The sequence below is a fragment of the Streptomyces netropsis genome, assembly GCF_014203545.1.
In the GTDB taxonomy this organism is placed as follows: domain Bacteria; phylum Actinomycetota; class Actinomycetes; order Streptomycetales; family Streptomycetaceae; genus Streptomyces; species Streptomyces netropsis.
In genome coordinates this window covers 507,841-525,414 of the sequence record NZ_JACHJG010000005.1, presented here as the reverse complement: position 1 = coordinate 525,414, position 17,574 = coordinate 507,841, and the positions used below count along the sequence as shown (strand labels likewise).

At 72.9% G+C, this 17,574-nt stretch carries 12 protein-coding genes; 2 read left to right on the top strand and 10 right to left on the bottom strand.

What is annotated here, in order from left to right; translation table 11 throughout:
- Nucleotides 1–426: 426 nt before the first annotated feature.
- Entirely contained in the window at nt 427–1,041 is a 615-nt protein-coding gene (locus FHS38_RS15815) for a hypothetical protein (protein ID WP_184734157.1), read from the bottom strand.
- 93 nt (nt 1,042–1,134) lie between these two features.
- Nucleotides 1,135–2,592 carry an adenosylhomocysteinase gene (gene ahcY, locus FHS38_RS15810; protein ID WP_184734156.1) on the bottom strand — a complete coding sequence of 486 codons (1,458 nt, stop codon included), beginning with the start codon at nt 2,590–2,592 and terminating at the stop codon, nt 1,135–1,137.
- Nucleotides 2,593–2,981: 389 nt separating this feature from the next.
- Here ahcY and FHS38_RS15805 point away from each other — a divergent pair, with 389 nt between their 5' ends.
- Nucleotides 2,982–5,012, top strand: a complete 2,031-nt coding sequence (locus FHS38_RS15805; RefSeq protein ID WP_184734155.1) for a fructose-specific PTS transporter subunit EIIC — start codon at nt 2,982–2,984, stop codon at nt 5,010–5,012.
- 87 nt (nt 5,013–5,099) lie between these two features.
- Here FHS38_RS15805 and FHS38_RS15800 read toward each other — a convergent pair whose 3' ends face one another.
- The 6 genes from FHS38_RS15800 to FHS38_RS15775 all read right to left on the bottom strand — a co-directional run bounded on the left by FHS38_RS15800 (nt 5,100) and on the right by FHS38_RS15775 (nt 11,379).
- Complete coding sequence (locus FHS38_RS15800; RefSeq protein ID WP_184734154.1) at nt 5,100–6,068, bottom strand: cation diffusion facilitator family transporter; 969 nt, start codon at nt 6,066–6,068, stop codon at nt 5,100–5,102.
- Nucleotides 6,069–6,156: 88 nt separating this feature from the next.
- Nucleotides 6,157–7,359, bottom strand: a complete 1,203-nt coding sequence (gene manA, locus FHS38_RS15795) for a mannose-6-phosphate isomerase, class I (protein WP_184734153.1) — start codon at nt 7,357–7,359, stop codon at nt 6,157–6,159.
- 98 nt (nt 7,360–7,457) lie between these two features.
- Nucleotides 7,458–8,612 carry an SIS domain-containing protein gene (locus FHS38_RS15790; RefSeq protein WP_184734152.1) on the bottom strand — a complete coding sequence of 385 codons (1,155 nt, stop codon included), beginning with the start codon at nt 8,610–8,612 and terminating at the stop codon, nt 7,458–7,460.
- A gap of 84 nt (nt 8,613–8,696) precedes the next feature.
- Complete coding sequence (locus tag FHS38_RS15785) at nt 8,697–8,882, bottom strand: Trm112 family protein (RefSeq protein WP_184734151.1); 186 nt, start codon at nt 8,880–8,882, stop codon at nt 8,697–8,699.
- Nucleotides 8,883–9,398: 516 nt separating this feature from the next.
- Complete coding sequence (locus FHS38_RS15780) at nt 9,399–10,757, bottom strand: phosphomannomutase/phosphoglucomutase (protein WP_184734150.1); 1,359 nt, start codon at nt 10,755–10,757, stop codon at nt 9,399–9,401.
- 181 nt (nt 10,758–10,938) lie between these two features.
- Entirely contained in the window at nt 10,939–11,379 is a 441-nt protein-coding gene (locus FHS38_RS15775; RefSeq protein WP_184734149.1) for a DUF3499 domain-containing protein, read from the bottom strand.
- A 274-nt stretch (nt 11,380–11,653) separates the two neighbouring features.
- Here FHS38_RS15775 and FHS38_RS15770 point away from each other — a divergent pair, with 274 nt between their 5' ends.
- A complete protein-coding gene (locus FHS38_RS15770; protein ID WP_184734148.1) occupies nt 11,654–12,133 on the top strand; it encodes a metallopeptidase family protein in 480 nt (159 codons plus the stop codon).
- 12 nt (nt 12,134–12,145) lie between these two features.
- On the opposite strand, the gene FHS38_RS15765 is transcribed toward FHS38_RS15770, so the two are convergent.
- Entirely contained in the window at nt 12,146–13,699 is a 1,554-nt protein-coding gene (locus FHS38_RS15765; RefSeq protein WP_184734147.1) for a DUF5719 family protein, read from the bottom strand.
- Nucleotides 13,696–17,466: a glycosyltransferase family 2 protein gene (locus tag FHS38_RS15760; RefSeq protein ID WP_184734146.1), complete on the bottom strand. Its 3,771-nt coding sequence runs from the start codon at nt 17,464–17,466 to the stop codon at nt 13,696–13,698. Before FHS38_RS15760 ends, FHS38_RS15765 begins: the two co-directional genes overlap by 4 nt.
- Nucleotides 17,467–17,574: the final 108 nt, after the last annotated feature.

Genomic DNA, 17,574 nt, shown 5'->3' with positions numbered 1-17,574 from the left:
CTTTCCTCCGGGCGCTTCCCTTCGGTATTTCGTGTTCCGACTCTATCAGATCCTTTTCCGTGCCGTTCCCGGCTCGAATTTCGTTTCCGATCCCCATCGGAGGGGTTTCGCCTTCTTGCTTTCGCTTTCCGGCGATTCCGACTTTATCAGATTCGTTCCGGCCGAGCTAATCGGCCTTTCCGCTTCCAACAAGGAGTCGAAGATGCTCGGTGTGAATTCAATTCACAGTCCGAAGCGATTCAGATACTAACGGTTGCGAGTGAACCTGTCCAGTTCGTTGCAACTGCTCGAATCTACCTCCCCAGTCATCCTGTGTCAACAGGTTTTCTGGGGCGAAGAGGACAGTAGCAGGTCAGCGGGGGTCGATGCACATCCGGCGGCACACCCATCGGTGTGGACGACGGCGCCTCCGCCCGAACCGGGCCGTCAGCTGAACGACGAGGGCGGGCTTTCCAGCTCCTCGAGCTCGATGCCCGGGGCCGAGAGAACCACGTCGCCGGCCAGGTGGACCGTGTGTTGCTCACCGGTGTCCAGGGCGCTGACCTGGTACTCGTCCACCTCCAGCGGGCCGTTGTCAGTGGCGTGTGCTGTCCTGCTGATCAGCGCCCACGACTGGTCGAGGGTGCGCGGGGCGAGGACGGGGGCGGTGAAGGCGACGAGTCGGACCCGGGTGGCTCCCCCGCCGGGGGACAGCCGGAGGAGGCGGGAGACGGCTACGTAGAAGGCCGGGGAGGTGCCGGTGAAGGTGTGGGCGGCGACGTTGCCCTCTGTCGCGTGCTCGCCGCTCGGGTCCGTGCGGACCCAGGTCACCCCGTCGAGCGCGGCGCCGCGCACCTGCCAGCTCGCGGCATGGAGCTGGAGGCGGATCGGGCGGCCGAGTTCGTCGAGGGTGAGGTCGACGGAACCGGAGTGGTCGCCGGAGGGGGCGGTGGTCTGGGAGACGTAGCGCCAGCCGGACGGGCCAGTGGCGCAGTGGAAGTGCTCTTCACCGAGGGGGGTGTGATCGTGCGGGTCGTGGAGGGAGTAGCGGCCGCGGGGCATGGTGGGGTCCTTGACGGGGAACGGGACAGGCCCCCGCCGAGGGCGGGGGCCTGGTACCGGCTGTGGGGCTACCGGCTTCTGGCGCGGGTGCGATCAGTAGCGGTAGTGGTCCGGCTTGTACGGGCCCTCGACCGGGACGCCGATGTAGGCGGCCTGCTCCGGGCGGAGCGTCGTGAGCTTGACGCCGAGGGCGTCGAGGTGGAGACGGGCGACCTTCTCGTCCAGGTGCTTCGGCAGCACGTAGACGTCGGTCGGGTAGGACTCGGGCTTCGTGAAGAGCTCGATCTGGGCCAGGGTCTGGTCCGCGAACGAGTTCGACATCACGAAGGAGGGGTGTCCGGTCGCGTTGCCCAGGTTCAGCAGGCGGCCCTCGGACAGCACGATGAGGACCTTGCCGTCGGAGAAGGTCCAGGTGTGGACCTGCGGCTTGACCTCGTCCTTGACGATGCCCGGGATCCTGGCCAGGCCGGCCATGTCGATCTCGTTGTCGAAGTGACCGATGTTGCCCACGATGGCCTGGTGCTTCATCTTGGCCATGTCGGCGGCCATGATGATGTCCTTGTTGCCCGTCGTGGTGACGAAGATGTCGGCGATCTCGACGACGTCGTCCAGGGTGGTGACCTGGAAGCCGTCCATCGCCGCCTGCAGGGCGTTGATCGGGTCGATCTCGGTGATGATGACCCGGGCGCCCTGGCCGCGCAGGGACTCCGCGCAGCCCTTGCCGACGTCGCCGTAGCCGCAGACGACCGCGACCTTGCCGCCGATGAGGACGTCGGTGGCGCGGTTGATGCCGTCGATCAGCGAGTGGCGGCAGCCGTACTTGTTGTCGAACTTCGACTTCGTCACGGCGTCGTTGACGTTGATCGCCGGGAAGAGGAGGTTGCCGTCGCGCTGCATCTCGTACAGGCGGTGGACACCGGTGGTGGTCTCCTCGGTGACGCCGCGGATCTCCGACGCCAGCTGGGTCCACTTCTGGGGGTTCTCGCCCAGCGTGCGGTTCAGGACGGTGAGGATCTGCGCGTACTCCTCGCTGTCCGCCGTGGACGGGTCCGGAGCGGCACCGGCCTTCTCGAACTCGACACCCTTGTGCACCAGGAGGGTGGCGTCACCGCCGTCGTCCAGGATCATGTTCGGGCCGCCGGTGGGGGTGTTCGGCCAGGTCAGCGCCTGCTCCGTGCACCACCAGTACTCCTCCAGGGTCTCGCCCTTCCAGGCGAAGACCGGGACACCCTGCGGGTTCTCGGGGGTGCCGTTCGGGCCGACGGCGATGGCCGCGGCGGCGTGGTCCTGGGTGGAGAAGATGTTGCAGGACGCCCAGCGCACCTCGGCGCCCAGCGCCACCAGCGTCTCGATGAGCACGGCCGTCTGCACGGTCATGTGCAGCGAACCGGTGACACGGGCGCCGGCCAGCGGCTGCGCCTCCGCGTACTCCTTGCGGATCGCCATCAGACCGGGCATCTCGTGCTCGGCGAGGGTGATCTCCTTGCGACCGAAAGCTGCCAGCGACAGGTCCGCGACCTTGAAGTCCTGGCCGGTGGAGGTGGTGGTCATACGGGCTGCTCCTCCTGAGGGGCGAGCGAGGGTGGGTACGGCCGTGCACGCGGTCAGGCTGCTGGACATTGTGGACACACTCGTCCCCTGGCCGCAGCGCAGTCCGTCGGAGGCCCTCTCTCCCTCGGCCGGTCCGTCGTGCGGGCCGCCCGACCGCCATCAGCAGCGACGTCTGGCTCTGGTCACGAATCTACACCGGGCTGCCCGGTGAACCCCAGCCCCGTTCGGCCTCCGTCGGGCGGAGCGACAGGTTCCGGCCGCTCAGCGACCCTGTCGGCGGCGGGATTTGAGAGCCGTATCGCTTTGCCCGGCCGGTCGCGTGTTGCAGGATGCGGTGAACGCGGGGGGACACAGCGCCCTCCCGTGCAACAAGTGGTGAGGAGATCCATGTGACCAGTCCAGCCGATCCCCCCGACGGCGCGGGGACGGGCGGGCCGAGGCTCAAGCTCCTCGCCGTGACCGCCTGCCCCACCGGGATCGCCCATACATACATGGCCGCCGAGAAGCTGGTGCAGGCCGCACAGGCGCTCGGTCACGAGATGAAGGTGGAGACCCAGGGGTCCATCGGCGCCGAGAACGTACTGTCTGACAACGATGTCATACAGGCGGACGGCATCATCGTCGCCGCCGACAAGGACGTCGATCTGAGCCGCTTCGCCGGCAAGCGGGTGCTGTCGGTCGGTGTCGCCGAGGGCATTCACCACCCGGAGCGGCTGATCGAGCGGGTCCGCAGCGCGCCGGTCCACCGAGGCGACGGGACGGGCGGCGGAGCGGGGCCCACGGCGACGGTCGGCGGGCCGGGCGGGGGCGGCGGGAAGCAGCGCGGCGTCGGCTACAAGGCGTTGATGAACGGCGTCTCGTACATGATTCCGTTCGTCGTCGTCGGCGGGCTGCTGATCGCGGTGTCGCTCGCGCTGGGCGGGCACGCGCAGCCCGACGGCGGTCTGGTGATCCCGGAGGGCTCCTTCTGGAAGCACGTCAACGACATCGGCGTCATCGGCTTCACGCTGATGATCCCGATCCTGTCCGGCTACATCGCGTACGCCATCGGCGACCGGCCCGCGCTCGTCCCCGGCATGATCGGCGGCTGGATCGCCAATACCGGCGCGCTGTACGGCTCGGAATCGGGCGCGGGCTTCATCGGTGCGATCGTCACGGGCTTCCTGGCCGGCTATCTGGTCGTGTGGATCAAGAAGGTCGAGGTCCCCCGGTTCGTCCGGCCGATCATGCCGATCATCGTCATCCCGGTCGTGGCGACCTCGGCGCTCGGTCTGTTCTTCATCTACGTCCTCGGCAAACCGATCGCGTGGGTCTTCGAGCATCTGACGGACTGGCTCGCCGGTCTGACGGGGACGAGCGCGGCGCTGCTCGGGGTGATCCTCGGCCTCATGATCGCGTTCGACATGGGCGGGCCGGTCAACAAGACGGCGTTCCTCTTCGGCGCGGGCCTGGTCTCCAAGAACCCGGAGATCATGGGCATGTGCGCGGCGGCCATCCCGGTGCCGCCGCTCGGTCAGGGCCTGGCGACGCTGATGCACCGGAAGCTGTTCAGCGAACAGGAGCGGGAGACCGGTCTGGCGGCGCTGTTCATGGGGTTCTTCGGCATTACGGAAGGTGCCATTCCGTTCGCTGCCGCACGGCCCGCCCGGGTGATTCCGGCGAACATGGTGGGCGGCGCGGTGGCGGGCGCCATCGCGGGGCTCGCGGCGGTCACGGACAGCGTGCCGCACGGCGGTCCGATCGTGGCCGTGCTGGGCGCGGTCGGTGGGGTGCCGATGTTCTTCATCGCCATCGCCGTCGGCGCGGCGGCGACCGCGCTGACGACGGTCACCCTGATGTCCGTGGGAAGCGGCACGACCGTGGGAAGCGGCATGCCCGTCGGAGGCGCCGCTTCGAGCGCGCCCCCCACAACCTCCACGCCCGCCCCGGTGGCGGCCGGGGCGCTGCCGGTCCCGGGCGTCGGCGAGGTGCTCTCCGGCTGTCTCACCGAGCTGACGGTGCGGCAGCGCCTCGTGGCGGACGAGAAGGAAGCGGCGATCCGTGAGATGGCCGAACTGCTCGCCGCCACCGGCAAGGTGACGAACACCGACGCGCTCGTGGCCACGGCCCTCGCCCGGGAGGCCCTGGGCACGACCGGGCTCGGCGAGGAGATCGCCATTCCGCACGCCAAGACGGATGCCGTCTCGGCTCCGATCGTGGGCTTCGCCCGGTCCGCCGAGGGCGTCGAGTGGGGCGCCCCGGACGGGACGAGGGCCCGGCTCATCTTCATGATCGCGGTGCCGGAGGCGGCCGCGGGCGATGTGCACCTGCGGATCCTCGCGCTGCTGTCCCGGAGGCTGATGGACCCGGGCTTCCGGGAGCGGCTGCTGGCGGCTCCGGACACCGAGGCGATCATGCGGGTGCTGGGCGAGATCCAGTAGGTCCCGTAGCGCGCGAAGGCCCCCGCGGATGCCGCGGGGGCCTTCGTTCATGCGTCGAGCGCCTCCCCCGGGGGGGAGGGCCGGGGCTCAGTGGAGGGCCGGGCCGCCGGGGGTGGTGGCGGGGTCCGCGCCCGCGGCAGCGGCGTCCGCGTCGTAGATGTCCGGCTCCAGGTAGATCACCCGGGCGATCGGGACGGCCTCGCGGATCCGTGCCTCGGCCGCGTCGATCGCCGCGGCGACCTGGGCGGCCGAGGACTCGGCCGGTACCGCGATCTTGGCGGCGACCAGCAGCTCCTCCGGTCCCAGGTGGAGCGTGCGCATGTGGATGACCCGGGTCACGGACTCGCCGTCGACGGCCGCGGTGCGGATCTTGGCGACGTCTTCGGCGCCGGCCGCCTCACCGAGCAGCAGCGACTTCGTCTCGGCGGCCAGGACCAGCGCGATCAGGACGAGCAGGGCGCCGATGCACAGCGTTCCGATGCCGTCCCAGACGCCGTCGCCGGTGCCCATGGTCAGCAGCACGCCGCCGAGCGCGAGCACGAGGCCGACGAGGGCGCCGAAGTCCTCCAGGAGGACGACGGGCAGCTCGGGGGCCTTGGCCGTACGGATGAAGGAGCTCCACGACTGCTTGCCGCGCAGCTCGTTCGACTCCTTGATGGCCGTGCGGAACGAGAAGCCCTCGGCGATGATCGCGAAGACGAGCACACCGACCGGCCAGTACCAGTTGTCCAGGTCGTGCGGGTGCTGGATCTTCTCGTAGCCCTCGTAGAGGGCGAAGACGCCACCGATGGTGAACAGGACGATGGAGACGAGGAATCCGTAGATGTACCGCTCGCGGCCGTAGCCGAAGGGGTGTTCCTCGTTCGCCTGCTTCTGTGCCTTCTTGCCCCCGAGCAGGAGCAGCGCCTGGTTGCCCGAGTCGGCCACCGAGTGCACGCCTTCGGCGAGCATCGACGACGAGCCGCTGAACGCGAACGCGACGAACTTCGCCACGGCGATGGCCAGATTCGCGCCCAGCGCGGCGACGATGGCCTTGGTTCCGCCTGATGCACTCATGTGTGCCTTTTGTCCCTTCCGCCCCTGGAATTGCTTTGCTTTTCCTTTACGGCGGGTCATTGTTGCAGCCGTAGGGCGGCAGTGCGCGTCAGGCCACCACTGTGGCGCGGAAGACGGTGGCCTCGCCGTGCAGGGCGATGCGCTCGTCGGCCCGTACGAAGACGGACTGGCCCCGGTCGAGGCGCAGTTCGGCGCCCTCGGCGTCCCGCAGTACGGCGGAGCCGGCGGTGCACAGCAGGATCTGCGCGGCGCCGGACGGCAGGACGGCCCCCGCCTCGGCACCGGGAGCGAGGACGTACCGGGAGAGCCGGAACTCGTCGATCGGCGTTTCGTAGACCTCTTCGCCCGCCGCGTCGGCTTCCGGGCGCAGGACACCGGGATCGCCGCTCTCGAAGCGGACGACGCGCAGCAGTTCGGGCACGTCGACGTGCTTGGGCGTCAGACCGCAGCGCAGCACGTTGTCCGAGTTGGCCATGATTTCGACCCCGAGGCCGTCGAGGTAGGCGTGCGGGACGCCGGCGCCGAGGTAGAGGGCCTCGCCGGGCTGGAGGCACACGTGGTTGAGGAGCATGGCGGCGATGACGCCCGGGTCGCCGGGGAAGTGCCGGGCCACGTCGGCGTACGCGGCGTACGCGTCCCGGTGCGGGCCGTCCTCCTCGGCGAGCCGTTCGGCGGCGTCGGCGGCCTGGGCGACGGTCTCGGCCATGACGGCGCGGTCGGCGGTCAGGACGGCGGTGAGGACCTCGCGCAGGGCGTCCGCCTCGGGGTGGGCGTGCAGGAGGTCGACGTACGGCTTGAGGGAGTCGACGTCGAGGGCGGCGAGCAGGTCGGCGGTGGCGGCGGGGTCGCGGAAGCCGCAGAAGCCGTTGAAGGGCGTGAGCGCGCAGATCAGCTCGGGTTTGTGGTTGGCGTCCTTGTAGTTGCGGTCCGGGGCGTCGAGGGGGATGCCGCGCTCCTCTTCGGCGGCGAAGCCGTCGCGGGCCTGGGCGAGGTCGGGGTGGACCTGGAGGGAGAGCGGGGCGGCGGCGGCGAGGACCTTGAGGAGGAACGGCAGCCGCGGCCCGAAGCGTCGGACGGCCGCGGTGCCCAGCTCGCCCTCGGGGTCGGCGGCGATCGTGTCGGAGAGCGCGTGGGGGCCGTCGCCGCGGTCGACACGGGAGGGGGCGCCGGGGTGCGCGCCCATCCACAGCTCGGCCCGGGGCTCGCCGGTGGGCGGGGTGCCGAGCAGATCGGGGATCGCGGTGGTGGAGCCCCAGGCGTAGGGGCGCGCGGTGTTGTCGAGGCGGTCCATGCGGCGGTTCCTGACTGTTCGTACGGCTGGGACCCGGCTGCGGGCGGGAGGCGAGCGCCCACGGCCTGAATCGCTTCTACTGGGCCTGGGGAACGCCGCTACGGAGTGCAGGCGAGCGTCAGGTAGACGGAGGCGAAATCCGTGATGGCGAGGAGTTCCGCGGCGGTCTCCAGGGGGCTGCTGCCCTCGGCGGCCTCCAGCTCGCTGACGGGCGTCTCGCGTTGCAGGGCCAGCGCGCGGGCGGCGGGTGAGGGTGAGGTGATCTCCTCTTCCCGGTCGCGGAGCAGGACGACGCGGGCGTGCAGTTCCTGGGAGTCCTCGACCCGGTCGCGGAAGAAGTCCTCGGGGTCCGCCCCGGCGGCGAAGGCCCCGGCGAGCAGGGTGCCGTGCGCGGTCAGCGCCTCGGGCAGCTCGGCGGCGAGGGCGGGGCGCCCGGCGAGCGCGGCGAGGACGGTCGAGAAGTGACGGCCCACGGCGGCGGACAGCTCGCCCTCGGTCCAGATGAGCGGGAGGGTGTCCGACAGCTCGGCCGCGAGGGTTTTCGCGGGGTTGCTGTAGGTGGCGATGGCGGGGCCGCAGCGCTCGGCGGTCTGGTCGAGGCGGTCCGCGAGCGCCTCCAGGGCGGTCGAGGGCACGTCGATCAGGCCGATGCGCCCGAGGAGGGCGAGCATCGGGGTGAGCAGGGACCAGAGGGTGCCGGGCCCGACGGGAAGGGCGGGGGCGCCCTCCGCCGGGGCACCGCCCGCCACGGTCTCGTACGGGGTGGTGGCCAGCGGGATCGCGAGGCCGCGGGCCTGGACGGTGGCGTCGGCGAGCGGGGCGCCCACGGGCGTCACGCAGGCGACGGAACAGCCGCGCCGGTAGGCCTGCTCGATGAGAAGGGCGAGGCCCGGCTCCGAGCCGTCCGGGCTGGCGACGATCAGCAGGTCGAGCGGCCCGGCCCAGCCGGGCAGCGTCCAGCGCAGGGCGCCCGGCGCGGGGGCGACCCCTGCCGGGCGGATCAGGGCGACGGGACAGCCGCCGCCCGCGAGCGCGGTGAGCAGGTCGGCGGTGCAACCGGCGGTGGGGCCGGGACCGGCGACCAGGACGGCGCGCGGCCGCCCGTCCGGTTTGAGGGCGTCGACGCCGGCCTCGGTCGCGTTGCGCGCGGCCGTACGGACCCGGGCGCCGCACTCGGCGGCACCGCGGAGCAGACCGTGGGTGTCGGCGCGGGACAGAGCTTCGGGGTCATCGAGAAGGGTCTCGTCGAACACCGTTGATCAGCCTCCGGTCGCCGTGGGATAAGCCATGCGGTGTGCCTGACGGGGTCAGGGTGACGGAGTCAGGCCGTGCGGGGATCAGGCGGGGCGGCGGGCCTCGTCCACGAGCAGGACGGGAATGCCGTCGCGGACGGGGTAGGCCAGCCCACAGCTCTGGCTCTCGCACACCAGCTCGGGGTTCGGCTCGGCGTCGGATTCCTCGCGGAGGGGGGCGTGGCACGCCGGGCAGGCGAGGATCTCCAGGAGACCGGCTTCGAGCGGCATGGGGTTCCCTTCGGAATGTGCGTTTCTGTGCGGCAAGCCTATCCGCTGCGCGGGGGCTTTGACCGATGCCGCTGTGCGGGGGCTTTGACCTTTGCCGGGTGCGGCGCCGTTTCCGCTGGCGCGGAGCCGAATCCGCTGCGCGGGGCTGTGACAGGTCGGTGCCGGGCCTCCGGGGGCCTTGTGTGGGGCTGCTTCGCTTTACGCCCCACACAAGGCCCCCTCCGACCCGCCCCCTCCTGCCGGTGGGGGAAGAAAAGAGCAGTGGGCGGCCCGCACCCGACAGACGCCCGGGACCACAGATGGTTTTTTCCCACCCACCCACGGGAGGTGGCGGGTCGGAGCAGGCCCCTTGTCGGGCGTAAAGCGAAGCAGCCCGACAAGGGGCCCGCGGAGGCCCGGCACCGCACCTGAACAGCCCCGCGCAGCGGACACCGGCACCGCGCCAGCGGCAACCGGCACCGCGCCAGCGGAAACGGCGGGACCGACAACCGTCAAAGCCCCGCGCAGCGGAAACCGCTACGCGCGGACGATCGCCAGGACCTCGTCGCGCACGCGCGCAACCGTGGCGGCGTCGCGTGCCTCGACGTTCAGCCGCAGCAGCGGCTCCGTGTTGGAGGCGCGGAGGTTGAACCACCAGTCGGCGGTCGTGACGGTCAGGCCGTCCAGCTCGTCCAGCTCCGCGCCGTCGGTGCCCTCGTACGCGGCCTTGACCGCGGCGGCGCGGTCGGCCTGGTCGGCGACGGTGCTGTTGATCTCGCCGGAGGCGGCGTAGCGGTCGTACTGCCGCACCAGCTCCGAGAGCGGGCCGTCCTGGCCGCCGAGCGCCGCCAGCACGTGGAGCGCGGCGAGCATGCCGGTGTCCGCGTTCCAGAAGTCGCGGAAGTAGTAGTGCGCGGAGTGCTCGCCGCCGAAGATCGCGCCGGTGCGGGCCATCTCCTCCTTGATGAAGGAGTGCCCAACCCGCGTGCGGACGGGCTTGCCGCCGTGCTCCTTGACGACCTCCGGCACGGACCAGGAGGTGATCAGGTTGTGGATGACCGTGCCGCCGGGGTGCTTGGCCAGCTCGCGGGCGGCGACCAGGGCGGTGATCGCGGACGGGGAGACGGGCTCGCCGCGCTCGTCCACGGCGAAGCAGCGGTCGGCGTCGCCGTCGAAGGCGAGGCCGATGTCGGCGCCCGTCTCGCGGACCTTGGCCTGGAGGTCGACCAGGTTCTTCGGGTCGAGCGGGTTGGCCTCGTGGTTGGGGAACGTGCCGTCCAGCTCGAAGTACATGGGGACGAGGTCGATCGGCAGGCCGTCGAAGACGGTCGGGACGGTGTGGCCGCCCATGCCGTTGCCCGCGTCCACGACGACCTTGAGAGGCCGGCTCTTGCTCAGGTCCACCAGGGAGCGCAGGTGCGTGGCGTAGTCCGCGAGGACGTCCCGCCGGGTGACGGCCCCGGCGCTGCCCGCGGCCTCGGGCGCGCCGCCGTCGGCCCAGCCCTCCACGAGGGTGCGGATCTCGGCGAGGCCGGTGTCCTGGCCGACCGGGGCCGCGCCCGCGCGGCACAGCTTGATGCCGTTGTACTGGGCGGGGTTGTGGCTGGCGGTGAACATCGCGCCGGGCAGGCCCAGTTGGCCGCTGGCGAAGTACAGCTGGTCGGTCGAGCAGAGCCCGATCTCGGTGACGTCCACGCCACGCGCCGCGGCGCCGCGCGCGAAGGCGGACGACAGGCCGGGCGACGAGGGCCGCATGTCGTGGCCGACCACGATCGCGCTCGCGCCCGTCACCTGGGCGAAGGCCGCACCGAACAGCTCGGCCAGGGATTCGTCCCACTGGTCGGGGACCACACCGCGCACGTCGTACGCCTTCACGATCTGCGACAGATCAGCCACAGCCAACCCCTCCTGGAGTCCGGTACGGGAAGACAAACCTACCCGGAGGCTCCGAACAATCCGGACGCCGGACGGGAAGAGGATTCCGTCACGGCCGAAGAAGACCTACCGAACGCGTCAGAAACCGACAGAACACGCAAAGGCGGTGCCTAGGTCGGCATTTCGGGCAGCGTACGAGCCGTCAGGAATCGGGCGAGCGCAGCACCCTGAGGTGGCCCCGGCGGGCGACCTCCATGGGATTGGCCTCACGGGCGCTCGGGCCGACGGGGCCGGGCGTGGCGATCGGCCCGGGTGCGCGCTCCGGCGGACGGCCCGCCTCGCGCACGGCGTTGGCCAGTGCTTCGAGGTCATCGCCGCTGGGGCGGGCGGGACCGCTGTCGATGGCGAGACGGACGACCTCCCAGCCGCGGGGCGCGGTCAGGCGCTCCGAGTGCTCGGCACACAGGTCGTAGCAATGGGGTTCGGCATAGGTGGCGAGCGGTCCGAGAACGGCGGTCGAATCGGCGTAGACGTACGTCAGCGTCGCGACGGCCGGGCGGCCGCACGCGGTGCGCGAACAGCGACGTACAGGGCTCACGAGGTTGGACGGTACCGCACTCTTGAGCGGGCCGCGACGACTCACCCCCGCCTCACTCCTCCGTGTCGCCCCGGATCGCCCCGTGGGCACCGCCGTCGAAGCTCCTGGTCGACCTGTGTCGGAAGGCCGTGGCCGTAGGTCCACGGATAAAGAAATCTGTCATCACCCGGCATACATAGTGTCATTCGGCATGCGCTCGCCGGTCCCGTAGATGGCTGTAATTGATCGCATAGATGACCAGAACGCTCATCAGGCGACATGCGATGAGATGCGCGGGTACCGCGTGCGCGCGGCCGGGTGGCGGATACTCTCGGAGGTGATGGACAGCCCCGTACCGCCCCGCCAGGCCGAACCGCGCCCACGCCGCCGCGACCGACACGGACGCGGCATGCGCGGACCGATCGCACCGCCCCAGGTGCCGCTGTCCGTCAGCCGGGGCGAGGCCTTCATTGACCTCGTGCACGACTCCGCCGAACGGCTCGAGCGGCGCTGGCCGCAGCTGGCCGCCGTCGACTTCATCGTCCGCGAGGTGCCGGCCACCGGCGGTGCGGGCGGTCCGGACGACCCGGACGGCCCTGCCCCCTTCGGCCTCGACGGCGACGTCGTGCCGCTCGGCCGCTACGTCGAGGCGCACGGCGACAGCCCGGACCGGATCGTGGTCTACCGCCGCCCCGTGGAGATCCGCACCAAGAGCCGCGACGAGCGCGCCCTGCTCGTCCACGAAGTGGTGGTCGAGCAGGTCGCCGAACTCCTCGGACTCGCGCCGGAGTCGGTGGACCCGCGCTACGGCCAGGACTGACCCCGCCGCCCGTCAGCGGTTCAGCATCGACAGGTCCTGCTCCGCCTCCGGGACCGCCACCGTGGAGCGGTCGTCGGGCAGCGGCTGGATCGTGAACATGGGCAGCCCGTCCTTGGGCAGCGCGAGCGTCCGCGAGGCGTGCACCGGGCCGCCTGAGACCTTCTCGACGGTCACGGCGTACGGCCCCTTCGTTCCGCCCGGCTGCGGCGGCTCCACGGCCAGCGTGGTCCCCGCCTTGACGGTGTAGGTCTTGCTCACCGGGCTGCCGCCGTCCGCGCCCGCCGAGGACGTGACCTTCACCTGGGCCTCCTTGCCGGGGGCCACCAGGGCGAGGGTGCTGCCCTTGGGGCGGTTGTCGGCGACGGTCCCGCGCCCGTCGAGGGCCGGTGTCGCGGGGATGAAGGCCGTCTCCTGCTTGTCGCCCTTGCCGCGCGTGACCCGCAGGGCGGCGACGACCGGGGCGCTGTCGCCCTCCGCCGTGAGCAGCAGCGACCCGGCCTGGCCCTTGGTGACGTCCCCGAGGTCGACGGCGGTGGTCATCCCGCTCTTGATGTGCAGCGTCTCGTGGCCCGCCGGGCTGATCGAGCCGGTCGGCCCGGCGAGGCGCACCTTGAGGTCGGCGTCGTCGTCACCGGGCACGTGGGCGACGAGCCGCACGGAGGTCGCGTCGGCCGGGATGCCGGGGAGGACGACGCTGGGGGAGGCGTCGCCGGACGGGGCGAGCCAGTCGCCGCCGAGCTTCTCGTCGGACGCCTGCACGCCCGCCCCCACACGGCCGTTGCGGGCCGCCACGTGGAGCGTCAGGTCCTCGGTGGGCGCGTCCGTCAAGGTCGACAGCAGCACCGGCACGGTCGAGCGGGGCGGGACGTTCACGGCCTCGCCGGTGGGCGCCTTGATCCGGCCGTCCTTGCCGTAGAGCTCCAGGTCGACGACGGCCGCCGTCGGATCCGGGTTGGTCACGTGGACGTAGTCCTGGCGGCCCTTGACGGTACTGACGCCGGGGAACCAGAACGACGTGTCGGGGGCAGCGCAGGTCACACCGTGCAGCCCGCGCCCGGCGCCCGCCGCGATCACCGTGGTCTGCTGGGTGGTCCAGCCCGGGGCGAGCGCCCCGTCGGCGGTTCCGACCAGGGCGGGGGCGTCGGAACTGCTCGTGGTGGCGGTGGCCGGCTTGCCGGGCTCCTTGAGCGACAGGACGGGCTTGCCCGCCGCCTGGGGGGCCTTGGCGCCCTTGCCGGCCTTCTTGGGATCGGCCTTGGCGTCGGCCTTGGCGTCGGCCTTGGCGTCGCTCTTCGCCGCGGGGCCCGCCGCCGACAGCAGTTGGGCCGCGGACGTCTTCCCGCCCGCCTGGGCCTTGGCCTGCGGGGTGAAGGAGGTGTACGTCGTCTCGGCGACGTCGGACGAGGTGGGCGCCGGGCACAGCGCGGTCGAGCGCTGCACGGGCAGCCGGGTGGGAGCCTTGGCGCCCGTCTCGGCGGCGGGCGACGCGCCCCCCAGCGCGGCGACGCCCGTGACGGCGGCGAGCGCCGCGGCGGCGGCGAACAGGGACAGGGTGGTGCGCTTCACTGCTGCTCGCTCCCGTCACGGTGGGGCTCGGTACCGCCGCCGTACGTCGTGTCGTAGGGCTGCTGCTGTCCATAGCCGTACGGGTCGTACGGGTCGTAGGCACCGCCCGCGTAGGGGTCGGCCGGGTACTGCTGGGGGTACGAGCCGTCCGGGTGCTGCCCCTGCGGGAAGTGCGCCTGCTGGTACGGGCCCGCGTACGGGTCCTGCGGGTACGGCTGCTGCCCGTAGCCCGGGGCGGGGGCCGCGTCGCTCCCCCAGCCACCGCCGGGGGACGCCCCGTCCCCGTACTGCTGGTGCGGCACGGCCGCGTACGGGTCGGCCGTCGGCTGCGCGTAGGGGTCGGCGGTCGGGGGCGCGTGGTCCACGACGGCCGGGGCCGGGGTGTCCGCGGGCCGCTCCGCCTCGGCGGCGGCACGCAGCCTGCGGGCCCGGCGGCCCTCCCCCGCCCCGGCCTGCGCGGGTACGGACGGGGCCGGGGTCTTGGACAGAGCCGGCGCGGGCGACGCCGTGCCGCCGTCCTCCGGCAGGTCGTCGTCGATCTCGCGCCGCCGGCCGGGCAGGGCGAGCACGACGAGGACGATCGCGAGGGCGCCCTGGGCCCACAGCCAGGCCGCCCGCGCCGTCGGCGGCTCGTAGGTCAGGGCCAGCCTGCCGCCGGTGGTGGGCAGGCCGAAGCCCTGGGCCCAGCCGTCGACGGTGGTGCTCTTGAGTGCCTTGCCGTCGAGGGTGGCCCGCCAGCCGGGGGCCGCCTTGTCGGCGAGCCGCAGCACGCGGCCCTCGGGGCCGTCCGGGATCGTGGTGTGCGCCGAGACCGGCCCGGCGGCGACGGGCACCGGCTCGGTGCCGCCGCCCTGGGACGCGCCGCTGACGATCGTCACGCGGGCGGTGCGCCGGTCGACCCGCCACAGGGCGCTGCGGCCCTCCTGGCTGAGCCGGGTGAGGCCGGGGGTGGCGTCGAGGACCCGGCTCATCGTCTTCGGGGCGTCGCCGCCGACGAGCACATAGCCGACCGCGTACTCGCCGAGGCGGCCCGTCTGGTCGGCGCCGGAGCCCGCGACGAGGTGGGCGACGACGTCGTCGAGCTTCTTGTCCCGGCCTGCGGCCGCGGCCGCCTCGGCGTCGCCGAGGCGCGCCCCGGAGCCGCGCACGAGGGTGTAGGTGACGCGGCCGGTGTAGCCGCTGAGCACGAGGGTGCGGGCCTGGTCGCGCGTGCCCGCCTCCTCCGCGACGAACGCGGGGACCTGCACCGGGTCACGCCGCTGGAGCGGCCCGGCCGCGCCGCCCGCCATCCAGGCGACGGCGGCGACCAGCGGGGCGGCGCCGGCGGCGACGGCGATCAGGGCCGCGACGGGCTGCCGCCAGCCGAAGCTGAGCGCCGCGACGCGCTCGCGCGCGCCCTCGGCGCCGACGACGGCCGCGGCGATCAGGGCCAGCCCCTGGACGAGGGTGGCGGGGCCCGCCCACGCGGACCCGGCCGTGAGCCCCGCGCACAGCAGCGCGGCGAGCGCGGTGACCCAGGCGGTGCCGACCGCGAGCCGCCGGTCCTCGCGCAGCAGGGCGGCCAGCGCGGCCAGGACGACGCCGGTCAGCAGCAGAAGGCCGAGGGTCTTGGGGCCGCCGGGGTCGGCGGTGAGCAGGTTCAGGGGGCCGGGCGCCGTGCCGCCGAGGTCGAGCCCGGCCTCGGCGAGGAACCGGCTCGGGTGGGTGAGCAGCCCGAACGACCAGGGGGCGAGCACGACGAGCGGGGTGCCGAGCGCGGCCAGGAAGCGCGGCCCGTGTGCGGCGAGCGCCGCCCCGCCGCCCCGTACGCAGCGCAGCACCAGCACGCCGAGCCCGAGGGCGAGCGCGAGCGGCCAGACGACGGGGGTGAAGGCGGTGGTGACGGCGAGCAGCAGCGCGTACGTCCAGGTGGCGCGCCACGGCGGCCGGGCCGCCGGGGTGCGCAGTCCGCCGGCCGTGACGGCCGCGCGGGCCATCAGGGGCAGCAGGACCGCGAGGACGGCGGTGCCCAGTCTGCCGGTGGCCAGAGCGCCGGTGGCGGCGGGCAGGAAGGCGTACGCGACGCTCGCCCAGGCCCGCAGCAGCCGGGAGTCGACGAGCGGGCGGGAGGCGAAGTAGGCGGTGAGTCCGGCGAGCGGCACCGAGCAGACGAGCAGCAGGGTGAGCGTGAAGGACGTGGAGCCGAGGAAGAGCGTGGCCAGCCCCGCGAGGATCGCCAGGTAGGGGGGCGCGCTGCCGGTGGTGCCCACACCGACCGGGTGCCAGTCGTCGGTGTAGCGCGCCCACAGGGCGGAGACGGTGTCGGGTGCGGGCAGCAGCGCGCCGCCGGACAGGGCGCCGCCGCCGAACAGGCCCCGGCAGGCGACGACGGAGACGAGCAGCAGCAGGGCGAAGAGGACGGGCCCGGGTTTGCGCGCGACGCGCTTGAGCCGGGCGAACTGTTCGACCTCCAGGAAGTCGGCGTCGTCACCGCCGGGCCCGGACTCGACGGCGCCGTGCCGGCCGGCGGAGGAGAGTTCGGCCTCCGAGGCGCCGCCGAAGTTGCTCGCGACCTGCTCCACGGTGGCGCGGACGGTCGCGCCGGGCGGCGGGAAGAGGTGCCGCAGCTCGCTCCCGGCGACGGCCGGTGTGCCGCGCCGTTTGCGGGCCGCGCGGATCCGGCCGGGGCGCAGCAGGGTGCCGACGAGGCCGGTGAACTCGTCCAGCGCCTGGCCGGGGACCTTGCCGACGAGGTAGGCGAGGGTGCGCAGCAGGGTGCCGAGGACGAGCCGGAGCATGACGTAGGGCAGCAGCGCGCCGCGGGTGTTGGCGAGCAGGGTGTAGACGGCGCCGGCCTTGTCGACGCGGTGCGGGCCCGCGGCCTTGCGGCCGGCGCAGTCGACGGGGCGGCGCTCGCGGGCGGCGGCCTCGGCGTGCCGGAGCACGGCGTCGGGCGCGACGACGACCCGGTGGCCGGCGGCGTGGGCGCGCCAGCACAGGTCGACGTCGTCGCGCATGAGGGGCAGCCGCGGGTCGAAGCCGCCGAGCTGTTCGAAGACGTCGCGGCGGACGAGCATGCCGGCGGTGGACACCGACAGCACGGGCCGTACCTGGTCGTGCTGTCCCTGGTCCTGTTCGCGGCGCTCCAGGCCGGTCCAGCGGCGGCCGCTGCGGGCGATGGAGACGCCGACCTCCAGCAGCTGCCTGCGGTCGTACCAGCTGCGCAGCTTGGGGCCGATGACGGCGGCGTGGGGTTCGGACTCGGCGACGCGCAGCAGTTCGTGGAGGGCGCCGGGTTCGGGTGCGCAGTCGTCGTGCAGCAGCCACAGCCAGTGGACGGGTTCGAGGTCGCGGTCACGGTGCGGCGTGTCGTCCCGGCCGTACGCGTCGTAGGCGTCGTCGCGCCAGGTGCGGCTGACGGGGTCCCAGCCGCTGGAGCTCTTGAGGTACGGCAGCTCGTCGGTGGTGGGTGCGGGGGCCGCGCGGACCGCCTCGTCGACGGCGGTGCCGAAGCCCGCGCGGCGGGCGAGGTGCAGGACGCGGTCCGCGCCGAGGGCGTCGGTGAGCAGCCGGGCGGAGTCGTCGGCGCTGCCGGTGTCGGCGGCGACCGCGTTCTGCACGGGCCGTTCCTGGCCGAGCAGTCCGGCGAGGGCGTCGGGCAGCCAGCGGGCGCCGTCGTGGGCGACGAGCACGGCGGTGACGACGTGGCGGGGGAACGCCGGGGGGCCGGCGGGCTGGTCGAACGAGGCAGCCGGGTAGGGGGCCGCCGTATTGCTGTGCACGGACATCGGGGTACGGGCCCTCCGGCCGGGGTCCGGGGGTCGCCCCCGGAAGACGCTGTGCTGGACTGCGCTGGACGTGAGCGCCCCTGTGGGGCGTCGGTACGTCGCGGACGG